The organism is Mitsuaria sp. GD03876 (genome assembly GCF_029840635.1).
In the GTDB taxonomy this organism is placed as follows: domain Bacteria; phylum Pseudomonadota; class Gammaproteobacteria; order Burkholderiales; family Burkholderiaceae_C; genus Roseateles.
In genome coordinates, this window is sequence record NZ_JAOCCU010000077.1 from 1 (window position 1) to 15,555 (window position 15,555).

Below are 15,555 nucleotides of genomic sequence, written 5' to 3' on the forward strand. Positions count from 1 at the left end.
CCGTGGTGGCACAGGACGAAGTGCCGGCGGTGGTGACGCAAGAGGATGCCGTGGCAGCGGCGGATGTCCCCGCCGCTTCGGACGATCCGGCGCCCGCCCGCAAGGGCCGCCGCAAGCCGAAGGCCGAGCCGGTCGTCGCTGAAGCCCCGGCCGAGCCGCCGCGCTTCACGCTCGGCGCGCGCGAGGACGACGGCGTGTTCGGCGACTACGAGCTGCGCGATGGCGAGACCGGCGGCACCTTCCGCCTGCGGCTGCTGGGTCGCCAGACCTGGCGCTGCGATTGCGCCGGATATCGCGACGAGGGCCGCTGCGAGCACGGCGAGCAACTGATCGCGCTGTTCGACGAATCCCAGCATGAGGCGCTGGACGCCGGCTGGCCGGCCCGCGAGGCTGAGGTCTGGCTGGTGCCGGGCGCCGAGCGCCAACTGCAATGGGTCTGCGGCCGCGAGGTGCCGGAACGCCTGCGCGACCAGGCCGGCCTGGACGAGCAGCAGCGCCGCGCCGCCGAAGGCGGCCATGCCTGGCTGCAACCGGTGCTGAGCGACGCCCGCGCGCTGGGCGTGACGCTGCGCGTCGACGCGCCGGTGTGGCCGCAGCTGGCCTGCGGCCGCGACGCGCAGTCGCGCGTGCAGCGCCTGGAGTCGCTGATGGCCGACGGCATCGCGATGCGCGCGCTGCTGCGCGACGAACTGCCGGTGCATGCCTGGGAAGCGGCGCTGTTCGCCGTCTGCGCCGGCCGCGCGCTGGTCGCCGACGACCTGGGCCTGGGCCAGCGCGGCGCCGCGATCGCGGCGATCCGCCTCTGGTCCGAGCTCTTCGGCGTGAAGCCGGCTGTCGTCATCGCGCCGGAGGCGGCGCATGCCGCGTGGCAGCGCGACCTGACGCGCTGGCTCGGCGACGAGGCCAGGACGGTGACCGTGGCCGCCACGCCGCCCGCCAAGCCGCAGGCCGCGCTGCTGGTCGTCGACGGCCTCGAGACCGTCGACGCGGAGCGCCTGGCCGCGCTGCGCGCGCTGCCGGCCGCGCAGCTGCTGCTGATCGCGCACCAGGAACCGCTCGGCGACGCGCGCCTGGACGGCTGGATCGACTGGCTCGACGACACGCGCCGCGGCCCGCTGGCGCGCTTGCGCGCGCTGCCCGCGGACGCCGGCAAGAAGCTCCGGCGCGAGGCGCTGGAATCGGTCGTGCTGTCGCGCCGCAAGCGCGAGCTCGAGCCGCAACTGCCGGCCGCGCTGCTGTCGCCGCTGTGGCTGGACGGCTCGGACAAGCATGGCGCCAGCCTGCCGGCCGCGCCGCTGAAGCAACTGCGCCAGTTGAGCGAGCGCTGGAGCGCGCTGCGCTTCCTGTCGAGCGCCGAGCAGCAGCAATTGCTGGAAGCGCTGGCGCTGCTGCCGCCGGCCTCGCGCCAGGCGCTGGCGGCGAAGGCCGAGGCGGTGCTCGCGCTGCGCCGCGAGTGGATCCAGGGCGCCGTGCCGGCGGCCGCGCGGCTGGTGGTCTGCGCGCGCTCGGAGACGCTGCTGGACAGCCTGTCGATGTCGCCGCAACTGCGCCGCCTGCCGCCGCAGCGGCTGCGGGCCGGCGACGCGCCCGAGGTCCGCGAGGCGGCGCTGGCCGCCTGGCGCGCCGCGGAAGCCGGCGTGCTGCTGGCCAGCGACGACGCGCTCGGCGATGTCGAGCCCGGCCTGCTGGCCGATGACCGCGTCGCGGTGGTCCACGCGGACCTGCCGTGGCGGTCCGACGTGCTGGCGCGCCGGGTCGACGCGGCCTGCGGCGACGACGCGCGCGGCGTGCCGTCTGCGCTGCTGCTGATCGAGGAGTCCTTCGATGTCGCCGTGCTGCGCGCGCAGCGCGACGGCGTCGCGATCCCCGACTGGCTCGACGCCGCGCCGGCCTGGCTGGACGGCGATCAGCTCGACGCGCTGATGGCCGTGTTGCCGAAGCTGCTCGAAGGGCTCTGAGCGCCTGCCACGACCCTCACCCCAACCCTCTCCCGCGGTGCGGGAGAGGGGGCATCCGTCACTGGTTCGCTTGCGTCGCCACGTCCGTCCCCGGTCTCCCGCAACTCCTTCTCCCGCACTGCGGGAGAGGGTGGGGGTGAGGGTCGTCGCGCACCTGAGCCTCGCGGGTCCGCCTCAGACCGGCCCGTTCGGCGACTTGAACAGCCCGTCCGGATCGATGCTCGCCTTGAGCCGCTGCAGCCGCGCCGCGTTAGCGCCGAAGTAGGCCTCGGGCGCGAGCTTGTCCTGCAGGTTCGGATAGTTCACGTACGCGCCGCCGCTGCTCCACGCCGCCATGGCCTGGCGCATCGACGCGGCCCAGGCGCTGTCCGCCGTCAGCGTGGATTCGGGCGTGCCGATCGGGTTCTCCGCCACGTACTGCGCGCCGAAGAGCGCCGCCCGATGCGGGAACGCCGTGGCATCGGCCGCCACCCTGGCGATCGCGCCGCCCATCAGGTCCAGCAGCGTCGCCCCGGGCCGCCCGGCACGCGAGCGCGCCAGCATCGCGTCGACCAGCGCCTGCTGGCCGGCCGCCGGCAGCGTCCGGTTGAAGAAGTCGGAACTCGCCGTCATCGACACCCGCGGCAGCGTGCCGCCGATCACCTGCGTGGGCAGGTGGCAGGCGGTGTTGCTGAGCATCGCGCAGCCGTTGAGCAGCAGCCCGGCGGCGGTCGTGTCGTCGATGAACTGGACCTGCGGCGAGCGCCCGATCGCCGCGAGCAGCGCGTTCCAGTGCGGCCGCAGCGCGTTGGCGGTCTCCAGCGCGATCAGGATCACGCTGACCTGCAGGCCGCCGGCGCGGTCGCTGGCGATGACCAGTTGCGACCAGCCCCATTCCGGCAGCGTCGCCGGCAGCGATTGCCAGGCGGCGAGCACCGCCGGCAGGTCGGCCGCGTTGAAGTTGGCGATGGCGCCGCTGACCGCGCCCAACGGCTGGGTCTGGAAGCGCAGCTCCGTGACGATGCCGAAGCGCCCGCCGCCGCCGCCACGCAAGCCCCAGAAGAGCTCGGCGTCCCGCGTCGCGTCGCAGGTCCGCACCTGGCCGTCCGCGGTGACGACGGTCGCGCCAATCAGCGCATCGCAGGTCAGGCCGAGCTGCCGGTCGAAGTAACCGACCCCGCCGCCCAGCGTGATGCCGGTGATGCCGACGGTGACGCAACTGCCCGACGGCAGGATCCGTCCCGCATCGAACACGGCGCGGTAGACGTCGGCGAGCTTGGCGCCCGCGCCGACGACCGCGATGCCGCCCTCCATCCGCACGCCGTCCATCGGGCCGGTGTCGATCAGCAGGCCGGCGTCGGTCGCCGACGCGCCGACATAGCTGTGCGAGCCGCTGCGCAAGGCGAAGTTCATCCGCTTGCTCCGCGCGAACGCGAAGGCCGCGCCCACGTCCGCCGCGCTCGCGCAGCGGGCCAGCGCGCGCGGCACCAGGCCGTCGAAGCGCCCGTTGGCCGGACGCCGCAGCGTGTCGAAGTCGGCATCCGCCGGCAGCAGCAGCCGGCCCTGCATCTGCAGGGCCAGCGTGCCGAGTTCCTGGTCGGTGATCGGAGAGGAGGGGCCCGGGGGCGAGACCGGCGTGCCGGCATCGCCGCCGCCTCCGCCGCATCCGCCCAGCCAGGTCGCGGCGAGCGCTCCCGCGCCCGCCGCCAACAACGCGCGACGATCCATTCAATGTCTCCCTGAACGGTGATTCGATGGCGGTGGAATCAATAGTCCACTCGAATACCAATTTGGAGCCGAAGAAAGACCGGTGGCGGAAGTCATCCCATCGGGATCAACCCGAACGGGTGGGCGCCCGAGGCCTTCGAGCCGTCGCATGGACGTCCGCAATCTTGTGCTAGGTGAAAACCCGAAAAGTCGCTATACTCATGGGCTTCACCGCTTCGGGCGGTGCTTCGTACGTCTCCTCTGACCTCTTGCAGTCCGCTGCGCCGGAACCCCAGAAGCGGGTTTCACGCAGGCTCCGGTTCTCCACCGGAGCGGCTTCCGACAAGGAAAGCGCGCACATGCATGCCCTCGGGTTCGGTCGGCGGCGATGCCGTCGCTTGACTGTTCCCCGGCGCCTCACCAGGCCCTCTTGTCGTTCGCATGACCGTCCCCGGTCACGCCGCGCCTGTGTCTTTCTTTCCTGGTGATCGACGCGAGCTTTCTCCCAGCGACATCACTTTCCGCCGCGATCCCTCGATTTCGCGCGGCGGACCTGCGCTCCGGCGCTGGCGCCCGTGACCCGGACGCCTGCCTCGGCGCGCACCCTTGGAATGCAAAGAATGAGTTTCGAACACGACATGAACGCCGACACCCAGAACCCGACCGCCAACCAGGACGACGAGCTCGACCAGGCCATCGACGCGATCGAGCTGGGCGCCGACGCCGAGACCAGCGGCACGCCGTTCTCGGCGCTGGGCCTGCATGAGGCGCTGCTGCGCGCGGTCAAGGATTCCGGCTACGAGAACGCCACCGAGGTGCAAGCCCAGGCGATCCCGCCGGCGCTGACCGGCGCGGACCTGATGGTCTCGTCGCGCACCGGCTCGGGCAAGACGGCGTCGTTCATCCTGCCGGCGCTGCAGCAGGTGCTGGACGCCCGCGCCGCGCGCGCCGCCGGCAACAAGACCAAGGTCGTCGGCCCGCGCGTGCTGGTGCTGGCCCCGACCCGCGAACTGGCGATGCAGGTCGCCAAGTCCGCCATGACCTACGGCCGCCACATCCAGGGCCTGCGCGTGGCCACCGTGCTGGGCGGCATGCCCTACGCGCAGCAGCTGCGCGCGCTCAGCGGCCACCTGGACATCCTGATCGCGACCCCGGGCCGCCTGCTCGACCACATCAACAGCGGCCGCTGCAAGCTCGACAACGTGACGATGTTCGTGCTCGACGAAGCCGACCGCATGCTGGACATGGGCTTCATCGACGACATCAACTTCGTCGCCCAGCAGATCCCGGCCGAGCGCCAGACGCTGATGTACAGCGCCACCTTCGCCGGCAACACCGGCCGCCTGGCGTCCCAGCTGATGAAGGACCCGCAGCGCATCGACGTGTCGGGCCACACCGAGACGCACGAGAACATCGAGCAGCGCCTGCACTGGGCCGACAACGGCATGCACAAGCGCAAGCTGCTGGAGCACATCCTGGGCGAGCGCGACGTCGACCAGGCCGTGGTCTTCACCAGCACCCAGCAGGACACCGAGTGGCTGGCCGAGCAGCTGGAGGCCATCGGCCACCGCGTGGCCGCGCTGCACGGCGGCATGCCGCAGGGCAAGCGCAACCGCACGCTGATGGCGCTGCGCCGCCGCGACCTGCGCGTGCTGGTCGCCACCGACGTGGCCGCCCGCGGCATCGACGTGCCGACGATCTCGCACGTCATCAACTTCGGCCTGCCGATGAAGGCCGAGGACTACGTCCACCGCATCGGCCGCACCGGCCGCGCCGGCCGCTCCGGCATCGCGGTGACGCTGGCCGAGCGCGGCGACATCTCGATGATCAAGCGCATCCAGCAGTTCACGACGCAGCAGATCCCGGTCTCGCGCATCGAGGGCCTGGAGCCGCGCAGCGAAGAGCCGAAGATCTACCCGTCGCGCCCCGGCTTCGACCGCGGCGATCGCGGCGGCTTCGGCGGCAACCGCGGTGGTTACGGCGGCAACCGTGGCGGCTACGGCCGTCCGCAAGGCGGCGGCTTCCGCGGCAACGACCGTGGCGGCTTCGGCGGCGACAACCGCTTCGACAGCAACGCCCGCTTCGAGCGTCCGGAAGGCCGTCCGGCCTTCGGCGAGCGTCGCGAAGGCGGTGCCGGCGGCTTCGGCGGCGGCAACCGTTTCGAGCGTCCGCAAGGCGGCGACCGTCCGCGTTTCGGCGACCGCCCGCAAGGCGACCGTCCTTATGGCGACCGCCCGCACGGCGACCGTCCGTTCGGCGACCGCCCGCGTTTCGGCGATCGTCCGCAGCGTGACGGCCAGGGCTTCGGCGGCCCGCGCAACTTCGGCGACCGTCCGCAGCGTGACTTCGGCGGCCCGCGTGACGGCGGCAACGACGTGCGCTTCGACCGTTCGGCCGAGAACAACGACCGCTACGCGCCGCGCGCCGAGCGTCCCGCGTTCAAGGGCAACGACAACCGCTTCGAAGGCCGTCCGGCCGGCAAGCCCGCGTTCAACAAGGGTCCGCGTCCGCAAGGCGGCGACGACCGTGGCGAGCGCGGCGGCTTCGTGAAGAAGGGCCCGCGCAAGGGCTACTGAGCCCTCGCGCGCCGGGCTGAAGGGGAACGCTGAAGGATGCGCGTCGAAGGGCGGATCGTCCAATGGGATGACGCGAAGGGCTACGGCTTCATCGCGCCGTCCGACGGCGGACCGAAACGCTTCGCGCACATCCGCGCCTTCGGCCTGCGTCCGCGCCGGCCCTTCGTCGGCGAACGCGTCAGCTACCAGCCTGGCACCGACGCGCAGGGCAAGCCCCGCGCGCTCGACATCAAGAGCCTGGAGCCCAGGCCGGCCCCGGCCGGTCCGGCGCCCCAGGCCCGAGGCGCCGCCCGATCGGGCGCGCGCTCCGGATCCGCGCCGCCTTCGGGCGGCGCGCCCGCTTCCCGCGCCACGAGATCGACGCGCGGCGCCGCGGCCGACACCGGCGCGTCGCTGTGGCTGGTGCCCGGCTTCGCGCTGCTGGTGCTGCTGACGCACCTCGCGTGGCCGCTGCCCCGCGGCCTGTGGGGCACTTACCTGGCGATGAGCTTCGCCACCTTCATCGTCTACGCGCTGGACAAGCGCGCGGCGCGCCTGGGCCAATGGCGCGTCAAGGAGTCGACGCTGCATGGGCTGGCGCTGCTGTGCGGCTGGCCCGGCGCCTTGCTGGCCCAGCACTTGCTACGTCACAAGAGCGCCAAACCGGCGTTCCGTCGCTGGTTCTGGTTGAGCGTCGCGCTCAACATCCTGGCTTTCGTTTGTCTTTTCACGCCGCTGCTGGCGCCGTTCTTCTCGGGACTCTCCGACCACTGGAACGCGCGATCGGCCGGCGATGCCGTTTGATGCTGCAGTTGAAAGTGATCGCCCCGGCGGACGTGCCCGCCGTGCTGGCCTTGCAGGCCCGGTGCTACGGGCCGGAGTTCCTGGAAAGCGCCGAGGCCTTCCTGGCCAAGCTCGACGCCACGCGTCATCTGCACTGCTCCTACCTGGCCGTCGAGGCCGGCGAGCCGCTGGCCTACGTCGTCAGCCTGCCGGTGGACGACGGCGAGCTGCCGGCGCTGGACGCGCCGACGATCGTCCCGGCGCGCGCGCCGCGCACGATGTACCTGCATGACCTGGCGGTGTCGCCGGCGGGCCGCGCCAAGGGGCTGGGCGACAAGCTGGTGCGCCAGGTGGTGCATCGCGCCCAGGACATGGGCCTGGCGCAGGTCGCGCTGGTGGCGGTGCAGGGCTCGGGCGGGTATTGGGAGCGCCACGGCTTCGAGGCCGCCGAGGCGGGCGCGGGCTCCGCGCTGGCCGCCAAGCTCGCCAGCTTCGGACCCGGGGCGACCCTGATGCGCAGGGCGCTCGGACCCGTCTGACGCGGGGCGATAATCCGCCCCCATGACAGTGATCCAGGGGCGCGCGGACGAAGCACTGCGCGACGATCTCCCCGAACCCTCCCTCCAAGACCATTTCCGCGACGGCCAGTTGCCGCAGGACTCGCTCCTGTGGTGGCAGCTGGAACGCAACGAGGCCCTGCTGAACGCGCAGCGCGCGCTGTTCCACGGCCCGGCCACGCTGGTGCGGCTGCGCGTGTGGGTCTTCATCGAGCTGATGACGCTGCCGCACTCGCGGCTCTCGCGCGACGACCTGAACCGCCACTTCCACGTCCTGCGGGACGAGGCGCTGGAGCTCGTGCTCAAGCGCCTGCGCGACGCGCAGCTGCTGGCCTGGGACGCGTCCAACCAGCAGTACGGCGTCACTCCGCTGGCGCAGCAGCTGATGGCGGTGGTCTCGCCGCTGACGCAGGGGCAGGGCACGGACGAGGACGGCGACCTCGCCGGGCTGCTGGCCAACGTGGCCGGCGCGCAGCAGCTCGGCACGCTCGAGCCGGCGCAGCTGCAGCATCTGCTGGCGCAGCTCTCGCGGCTGTACAACGAGTTCGCCGACGCGATCGCCTCGGGCTCCGAGTTCCACCTGCGCCGCGCGCGGATGCGTTTCGACCGCGCGCTGACGCTGGTCGAGCGCGCCAGCGACGCGCTGTCCGCGATCATCCAGCAGGCGCAGACCGACGGGAACGCGCGGCTGGAGCGCCTGGCGCGCGAGCTGGGCCTGGCGCAGGCGCGGCTGCTCGCGATGGCGAGCCAGTTCAACCGCGCGCTGCAGCAGGCCGACCGCCAGCGCGTCACGCTGGGCACCACCGGCATCACCACGACCGACGTGCGGCGCTGGCTGCAGGACGTGCCTTTCCTCGAGAACCTCGCGCTGGGCGCGCTGTCGCGGCCGGTGCATCCGGTCTTCGTCGCGCAGCATGAGCTGCTGGACGGCTGCGAGGCCGAGTTCGAGCGCGACCGTCCGGCCCCGCCGACGCCCGAGCCGCTGCCCACCGGCCTGGCCGCGCCCCCGGGCGAGCTGGCCGTGATGAGCCTGCCGCCCGAGATGGGCCAGCTGCAGGCGCTGCTGGGCCGCTGGAGCGGCGAGGCCGTCGACATCAACGACCTGCGGCCGGCGGTGCTCGGCGGCAGCTACGCGCGCGCGGCCTACCGCGCGCAGCTGCTGCCGCTGCTGGGCGATCCGCAGGCGCAGCACCTGGCCGGCGCCACCGGCGACATGGCGCGCCAGCCCTGGCGCGTGCGCTGGTCCGCGCAGCAGGGCGAGATCGAGGATGAATTCGTCCGCTGGATGAGCCAGGGCGTGTTGCATTCGACCGAGGTCGAGCCGCCGGTCGAGCCCGAGCCCGAACCGAAGTGGCGCCCGCCCGAGGACAAGCCCAAGCGCGGCCGGCGCAAGGCCGTCGCCGAAGCCGCCGTCGCCGGCACCGAGGCCGCGCCCGGCCCGACGGTCGGGGCCGACGCGGCCGATGCGGCCGCCGTGTCCGATGCGGCCGATGTGTCCGATGTGGCCGACCGGGCCATCGCGCCTTCCGATTCCCCCGCATCGCCGGACGCCCCGAGCGCCGGCAACGATGCCGACACCGAACCTTCCTCGCCCGCATGAGCAATCAACTCGACGACGCCGCCCAACTGGCGGCTCAACTGCTGGCGCGCCGCTGGCTGCCGCGCAACCAGCCGCTGGTGCGCCGCGCGCTGATCGACCAGGAGCTCTGGCGCGCGGTCAACGAGCGCGTGGCCGCCGTCGGCCTGCGCGTCGTGGACAACGTCTACGCCGACCACATCACGCTGGCGATGCTGCGCCCGGCCGAGGTGGCCGTGTTCGGCGAGACCGGCCTGGCCGCCAACAACAACCTGGACCTGCCGCGCGACGGCGTGGCGCTGCTGGTGGTGGTGTGGTCGCTGATCGTGCTGCCCAAGCGCCAGCGCCAGCTCGCGCGCGCCGAGGAGGCGGCCGAGGGCCAGGGCGAGATGTTCGCCAAGGACAAGCCGCTGCCCAGCGCCGCGAGCAGCGCGCCCACGCTCTCCTACCGCAGCCTGCTGGCCGACTTCGGCAACCAGCTGGGCAAGAAGATGCGGCTGGACGCCAACCTCAAGCTGCTGGAGCGCCAGGGTTTCATCACCCGCAAGGGCGAGGACATCTGCGAGGGCCCGCTGCTGGACCTGCTGCTGGACTACGACACGCTGGCGCCGCGCATCCTGGACGGCGCGCTGGCCGACGTGCTGGCGCGCAGCACCGACGCCGAGGCCGGCCCGATGCTCACCGCCATCCTGGCCGCCCGCCACAACGAAGAATCCGACCTGAGCGACGCCTGATGTTTCACCTGCAATCCCTGGAACTGCTGCACTGGGACTACTGCCGCCGCGTGTCGATGCCGCTGGACGGCAACATCATCACCATCGCCGGGCCGAACGGCTCGGGCAAGACGACGCTGCTGGATGCGATGCGCACGCTGCTGGGGCTGGAGTGCTCCGGCGGCCGGACCTACAAGACCTACGCCCGCCACGCCAACGCCGAGCACGCCTGGCTGCGCGCGCTGGTGGACAACCGCCCGCGCGGCCGCCAGAACAGCAGCCGCCCGTTCGCGAGCTCGCTGCTGTACGCGGACCAGGTGACGCTGGCCTGCCGCATCTCGCGCCAGGGCGGCGACTGGGTGCGCCGCTACATCCTGGCCGACGGCGTGCATGAGATCGAGGAGCTCGACACCAAGGCCGACAAGGACTGGCTGGGCATCGAGGCCTGGAAGAAGCGCCTGGAGGCCGCCGGCCTGACGCGCGCGATCGGCCGCGTGCTGGCGCTGGAGCAGGGCCAGACGGACCGCCTGTGCGAGCTCTCCTCCAAGGAGCTGCTGCGCCTGGTGTTCGAGGTCTTCGGCGACCAGGAGGTGCTGGACCGCTACGAGCTCGCGCGCAACCACCAGCAGCAGCTGCTCAAGGAAGTGGAGCAGGCGGCGCATGAGCTGTCGCACGCGCAGGCGCAGCTGTCGGACCTGGCCAACCGCGTCAACAGCTACCAGCAGTACCAGCTGCGGCTCAAGGAGCGCGAGCGCCTGGCCACCGAGGTGGTGCCGGTGATGCAGTGGAGCGAGCAGCGCCAGCGCACCGCGCAGCAGCTGCGCGAGCTGCACCGGCAGCGGCTGTTCGCGCGCTCCGACGAGCGCGGCATCAGCGACAAGCGCGCGCAGCTGCTGGCGCTGTTCAAGGCGCAGGAAGCGGCCAAGGACAAGCTTGCCGACCTGGAGCAGCAGCGCAAGGACGCGCGCCAGGCCTTCGAGGCGGCGCGCGACGGCGAGCGCCCGATGGAGCAGCTCGCCAAGCGCGAGGAGGACCTGAAGGCGCTGGCGGCGGTCGAGACCGACGGCGCGGCGCTGACGGCCAAGCTCGAGGAGCTCGGCACGCGCCAGCACCAGCTGCGCGAGAGCTTCACGCGCCAGAACGACCAGCAGCGCAAGGCGCAGCAGGCGATGGACGAGCTGACCGGGCAGCGGCTGCCGCCGCCGCCGGTCGAGGTCACGCGCTTCCGCAAGGCGCTGGACGAGGCGGGCATCCCGCATCACGTGCTGGCCGACGCGATCGACATCGCCGACGACCAGTGGCGCGCCGCGGCCGAGGGTTTCCTGCGGCCGTCGCGCTGGGTGGTGGTGCTGGCGCGGTCGAGCGACGAAAGCCAGGCCTACCGCATCGCCTCGCGCGAGCGCTACCGGCATTACGTCGTCGCCGACGGCGAGCACGCGCCGGCGGTCAGCCCGAAGGACAGCCTGCTGTCGGTGCTGAAGTTCAACGCCAAGGCGCCGGGCTGGCTGCTGCGCCAGCTGGCCTCGATCCGCTGCGTCGGCGACACCGAGAAGGGCGCGCAGGCCGGCGGCGAATGGATCACCACCGAGGCCTACTACCGCGACGGCCGCGGCGGCCGCAGCCTGTGGGTCGAGCCGCGCGAGTACCAGTTCGGCGACTCCGCGCTCGACGCGCGCCGGGCCTCGCTGGACAAGGAACTCACGCGCTACGACCTGGAGCTGTCCAAGCTCGCCAAGGAGCAGCTCGAGATCGAGCGCCAGCTCAAGGACGCGCAACGCGCGGCGCAGGGCCACAAGGCGGCGCAGGAGCTGGTGGAGCGCTCGGAGGAATTCGCCGAGGCGCGCGCGCGGCTGCCGGGGCTGCGCCAGTCGCGGATCGAGGCGGCGACGCGCATGGGCGCGCTGGACCAGGAGCACGACCGCTCGGTGGCCGCGGCCACGCGCGCCGAGCGCGACTACGAGGCCGCGCAGGCCGGCCTGAAGGCGAGCGAGGAGAACGTGCTGCGCGCCGAGCGCGACTGGGCCTCCAAGCGCGACGACCTGCTGGCGATGGCGAAGGCCTCGCGCGAGGGGCGCTCGAAGTTCCCGGTGGCCTGGGTGCATCCGATGCGGCTGACCGCGCTGCGCGACGAGTTCGAGAACGCCAAGCAGGCGGAGATCGCGTCGCGCCACGTGCAGCAGGAACTCGACACCGGCGTGTGGGAGACCGATGCCGGCGTGCAGGAGCGCCATGCGCGGATGCAGCTGGCGGTGCTGGAGCAGTCGACGCAGCTGGACGACCGCCGCGCGAGCAACGAGATGGCGCGCATCGCCGCGTTCAACGCGCGCGAGCGCTACATCGACGTGCTGCGCGCGACGGTGCGGCGCTACAAGAAGAATGTGCAGGAGCTGGGCGAGCTGGCCGGCGTGCACGCGCAGGCCGAACTGCCGCACCTGGACAACGACGACACGGTGCTGGCGCAGGCCGGGCTGCACGTGAAGTTCAACTTCGACGGCAAGGGCGAGGTCGGGCTGAACGACGGCGAGGCCTCGGGCGGCCAGCAGGTGCTCAAGAGCCTGATCCTGCTGGTGGGCCTGATGAAGGACGACGACGCGCCCGGCGGCTTCGTGTTCATCGACGAGCCCTTCGCCCACCTGGACGTGCGCAACATCCAGCTGGTGGGGCACTTCCTGAAGAGCACCCGCGCGCAGTACCTGCTGACGACGCCGATCACGCACAACGTCGAGGTGTTCGAGCCGTCGGAGATCACGCTGGTGACCAGCAAGAAGCCGCGCGGCGAGCGCTGGGCGCCGCCGATCGCGGTGCTGGCGCGCCGGCCGGAGAAGTCGGTCTACGGTTGAGCGGCGGGGCGGGCGCGGCGCTCGGCCGCGTCCACGCGACGCGGTCCAAACGCAAGACGCAAAACGCAAAACGCAAAACGCCCGGCAGTGCCGGGCGTTTGTCGTTGTGGGGCCGATCCGGTGGGAGCCCCCGGCGATCGGGCCGAGGCCCGGCCGACGCGGGGCCGGATCTCGGCCCGGATCTCGGCCCGGATCTAGGGCTGGATCTCGGGCCGGATCAGAGCGAGTTCAGGAACGCCAGCAGTGCCTCCCGGTCCGCCTTGTTCAGCTTGACGAAGCGATCGCGGCTGGTGGCCGCCTCGCCGCCGTGCCAGACGATGGCCTCGGTCAGCGTGCGCGCCCGGCCGTCGTGCAGGTAGCCGACCTTGACGTCCTTGCCCGCCACCCACTGGGTGTAGCCGATGCCCCACAGCGGCGAGGTGCGCCACTGGCTGCCACTGGCCTGGTCCTCGACCAGGCTGTCGGCCAGGTCGGCGCCCATGTCGTGCAGCAGCAGGTCGGTGTAGGGCTTGATCGTCTGGTTGCGCATCTCGGCGAGCTCGCTGGCCAGCCCGGTCTTCATCTCCGCGACGTGGCAGGCCGTGCAGCGCATCGCCGCGAACAGCTTGGCGCCCGAGGCGACCTGGACCGGATCCACGTCCAGGTAGGGCAGCGGCGTCACGCCCTTGGGGAAGCCGCTCGGCACGCTGCGCTGCGCCGGCACGCCCAGCAGGGCCACGTAGCGGGAGAGCAGGTTCAGGTCGTCCTCGCTCAGGCCGGGTTCCACCTTGTCGCGGGTGCATTTGGCCGGACCGGCCAGGCAGTCGCGGTTCGGATAGACCGGCGAGGTGACCGACATGTCCAGCAGCGCCGCGTTGGCGGTCTGGTGGCGCAGGCTGACCTTGGCCGCCTTCCAGCCGTAGCGGCCGACGCGGACCTTGCCGGTCTCCGGGTCGTAGACCAGGTTGGCCTGGCCCTTCACGCCGTCCTCGTCCGCGGTGGCGCGGACGCGGGCCAGGATGTCCGCGTCGGGGATCGCCTCCAGCAGGCCCATGCCGATCACCGGCTGCGCGCTGCGCAGCGAGTAGGCCGCCGGGGTCGGGCCGTCGAAGGACAGGCGCGGCTTGCTCAGCGTCACGACGGTGCCGTCGCCCAGCGTCACCGTCTTGGTGTCGAAGCCGGCCACGCGCACCGCGTTGCCCCAGTCCTGCGCGGCGCCGGTCGTGGCGGAGCGCGCGTTCATCTGCACCGCCAGGCCGTAGACCGGGTGGGGCAGCTGCTTGCCCTTGGCGTCCACCGCGGCGGTGCGCACCGCCATCGTGTCCAGGCGCTGGTTGATCACCTGCGGCGCCAGGCTGCGGCCGTTGTTGATGTGGCAGCCGAAGCAGTTGGTCTGGTTGAAGCGCGGCCCCTGCAGCTTCACCGCGGCGGTGTTGCGGTCGTTGCCCTGCTCGTTGTGGTCGCCGGTCCACATGTTGGTGTGGAACCAGCGCCGGCCCTCGACGAAGCGCTGCATGTTCTGCATCCCGATCTGCGTGTTGGGCTGCTGGAACATGAAGGTCGCGTTGTCGGCGTAGTCGTAGGAGATCGACCCGGTGCCGCCGAGCAGCGTCTCCGCGGGCAGCGGCGCGTTCATCAGGCGCGGCTGCACGCCGTACCAGGGACGCAGCCCGCTGCCGACGACGTAGGTGACCTCGTTGGTGTAGTAGCGGAAGTTGCCGTTGTCCCCGATCGCGTCCATGGCGGCGCGGCTGGCGAAGAAGGAGCCGGTGAACTCGATCGCGTCGCCGAGCTTGAGGTCGCGCGAGGGCACGTTGACCCCATTGGGCACGAGCACGCCGTTGGCGTTGGCGGCGATGTCCTGGTGGCCCGGCACGTTGTCCAGCACCACGGAGCAGCCGTCGTTGGCGCCGACGATGCCGCCGTAGCCGGTGGTGGGCTTGAGCAGCGCGCCCTCGGGCGGCTTGGGCACGACCGGGCAGGACGTCAGGTCCTTGAAGCCGTCGGTGTAGGTGGTGGGATCGAGCAGCCGGCCCGGCGACATCCAGCCGTAGCCGGTGACGCCGGCGTCGTCGAAGCGGCGGAAGAACGAATGGCCGCCGCCGCGCTGGGCCTGCTGGTAGTACTGGTTGACGATGATGCGGGGCTTGGTGACGCCGGCCACGCGGCTGTTGTCGATGAACTCGACGCCCCAGGTGCGGTTCTTGAAGTAGTTGGCGATGAAGTTCAGGTAGGCGCCGGGGCCCTTGTCCATCGGCTTGCCGTTGGCGTCCACGGTGTCGTTGACGCCGAAGCCGATCTCGTTCCAGTCCTCGCCGCGCTCGCGCGCGTGGCGGGAGCGGCCGACGAAGCCGAAGCGCGTCACCAGCGTGCCGTCAGGCAGCGTGAACTGCACCTGCTCCAGCGTGGCCGGCGCGGCCGGCGTCTCGACCGCGCTGCCCGAGGGCGGCGTGGGCAGGGCGGAGGTGGTGAGCGTGGGCAGCGTGTTGTCGCTGCCGGGGGCGGTGAAGTTCACCTCCAGCAGCGAATAGCCGTACTGCGTGCCGCGGGCGACGCCTTGCAGGCGCACGTAGCGGACGTTGGCGTTGAGGTTGAAGAACTCCTCGGTGCCGCCCTTGCCGCCGGCGACGTAGCGCAGCTGGTACCAGGTCTGGCCGTCGTCGGAGACCTGCAGCGCGTACTCCTTGCCGTAGGCGTTCTCCCACGACAGCTTCAGGTAGCCGAGCGCGGTCTTGGCGCCGAAGTCGAACTGGATCCAGGCCTTGTCGTCCTGCGCGCTGGACCAGCGCGTGGTCAGGCTGCCGTCGATCGCCTTCTCGGGGCCGTTGGCGTTGTTCTCGGTGGCGCTGGAGGTGGCCTTCACGACCGCGACGGCGGCGCCAGGCTTGCTCAGGTCGATGCCGGCGGG

Annotated in this window: 9 protein-coding genes; 7 read left to right on the top strand and 2 right to left on the bottom strand. The window is 72.0% G+C overall.

Annotation, left to right across the window (positions count from 1 at the left end; all coding sequences use genetic code 11):
• The coding region (locus N5D62_RS27435; protein ID WP_279761260.1) for a hypothetical protein at positions 1-1,958 on the top strand (1,958 nt) is incomplete at its 5' end.
• Positions 1,959-2,132: 174 nt separating this feature from the next.
• On the opposite strand, the gene N5D62_RS27440 is transcribed toward N5D62_RS27435, so the two are convergent.
• Entirely contained in the window at positions 2,133-3,665 is a 1,533-nt protein-coding gene (locus tag N5D62_RS27440) for an FAD-binding oxidoreductase (RefSeq protein ID WP_279761261.1), read from the bottom strand.
• Between the two features lie 599 nt (positions 3,666-4,264).
• Between N5D62_RS27440 and N5D62_RS27445 the strand changes: the two genes are divergently transcribed.
• Genes N5D62_RS27445 through N5D62_RS27470 form a run of 6 tightly spaced genes read left to right on the top strand, consistent with a single transcriptional unit; the run spans position 4,265 to position 12,668 of the window.
• Positions 4,265-6,220, top strand: coding sequence for a DEAD/DEAH box helicase (locus tag N5D62_RS27445; RefSeq protein WP_279761262.1), 1,956 nt, complete (start codon positions 4,265-4,267; stop codon positions 6,218-6,220).
• 36 nt (positions 6,221-6,256) lie between these two features.
• Positions 6,257-7,003, top strand: coding sequence for a DUF1294 domain-containing protein (locus tag N5D62_RS27450; RefSeq protein WP_279761264.1), 747 nt, complete (start codon positions 6,257-6,259; stop codon positions 7,001-7,003).
• Positions 7,003-7,521, top strand: coding sequence for a GNAT family N-acetyltransferase (locus N5D62_RS27455; RefSeq protein WP_279761265.1), 519 nt, complete (start codon positions 7,003-7,005; stop codon positions 7,519-7,521). Before N5D62_RS27450 ends, N5D62_RS27455 begins: the two co-directional genes overlap by 1 nt.
• 22 nt (positions 7,522-7,543) lie before the next feature.
• Positions 7,544-9,139 carry a hypothetical protein gene (locus N5D62_RS27460; RefSeq protein ID WP_279761266.1) on the top strand — a complete coding sequence of 532 codons (1,596 nt, stop codon included), beginning with the start codon at positions 7,544-7,546 and terminating at the stop codon, positions 9,137-9,139.
• The gene (locus N5D62_RS27465) at positions 9,136-9,849 is read left to right on the top strand and encodes a hypothetical protein (RefSeq protein ID WP_279761267.1); all 714 of its coding nucleotides are present in this window, start codon (positions 9,136-9,138) and stop codon (positions 9,847-9,849) included. The genes N5D62_RS27460 and N5D62_RS27465 overlap by 4 nt, the downstream gene beginning before the upstream one ends.
• Positions 9,849-12,668, top strand: a complete 2,820-nt coding sequence (locus tag N5D62_RS27470; RefSeq protein ID WP_279761268.1) for an ATP-binding protein — start codon at positions 9,849-9,851, stop codon at positions 12,666-12,668. The genes N5D62_RS27465 and N5D62_RS27470 overlap by 1 nt, the downstream gene beginning before the upstream one ends.
• A 217-nt stretch (positions 12,669-12,885) precedes the next feature.
• On the opposite strand, the gene N5D62_RS27475 is transcribed toward N5D62_RS27470, so the two are convergent.
• Positions 12,886-15,555 (bottom strand): di-heme oxidoredictase family protein (locus N5D62_RS27475; RefSeq protein WP_279761269.1); only part of this gene is annotated, 2,670 nt, incomplete at its 5' end.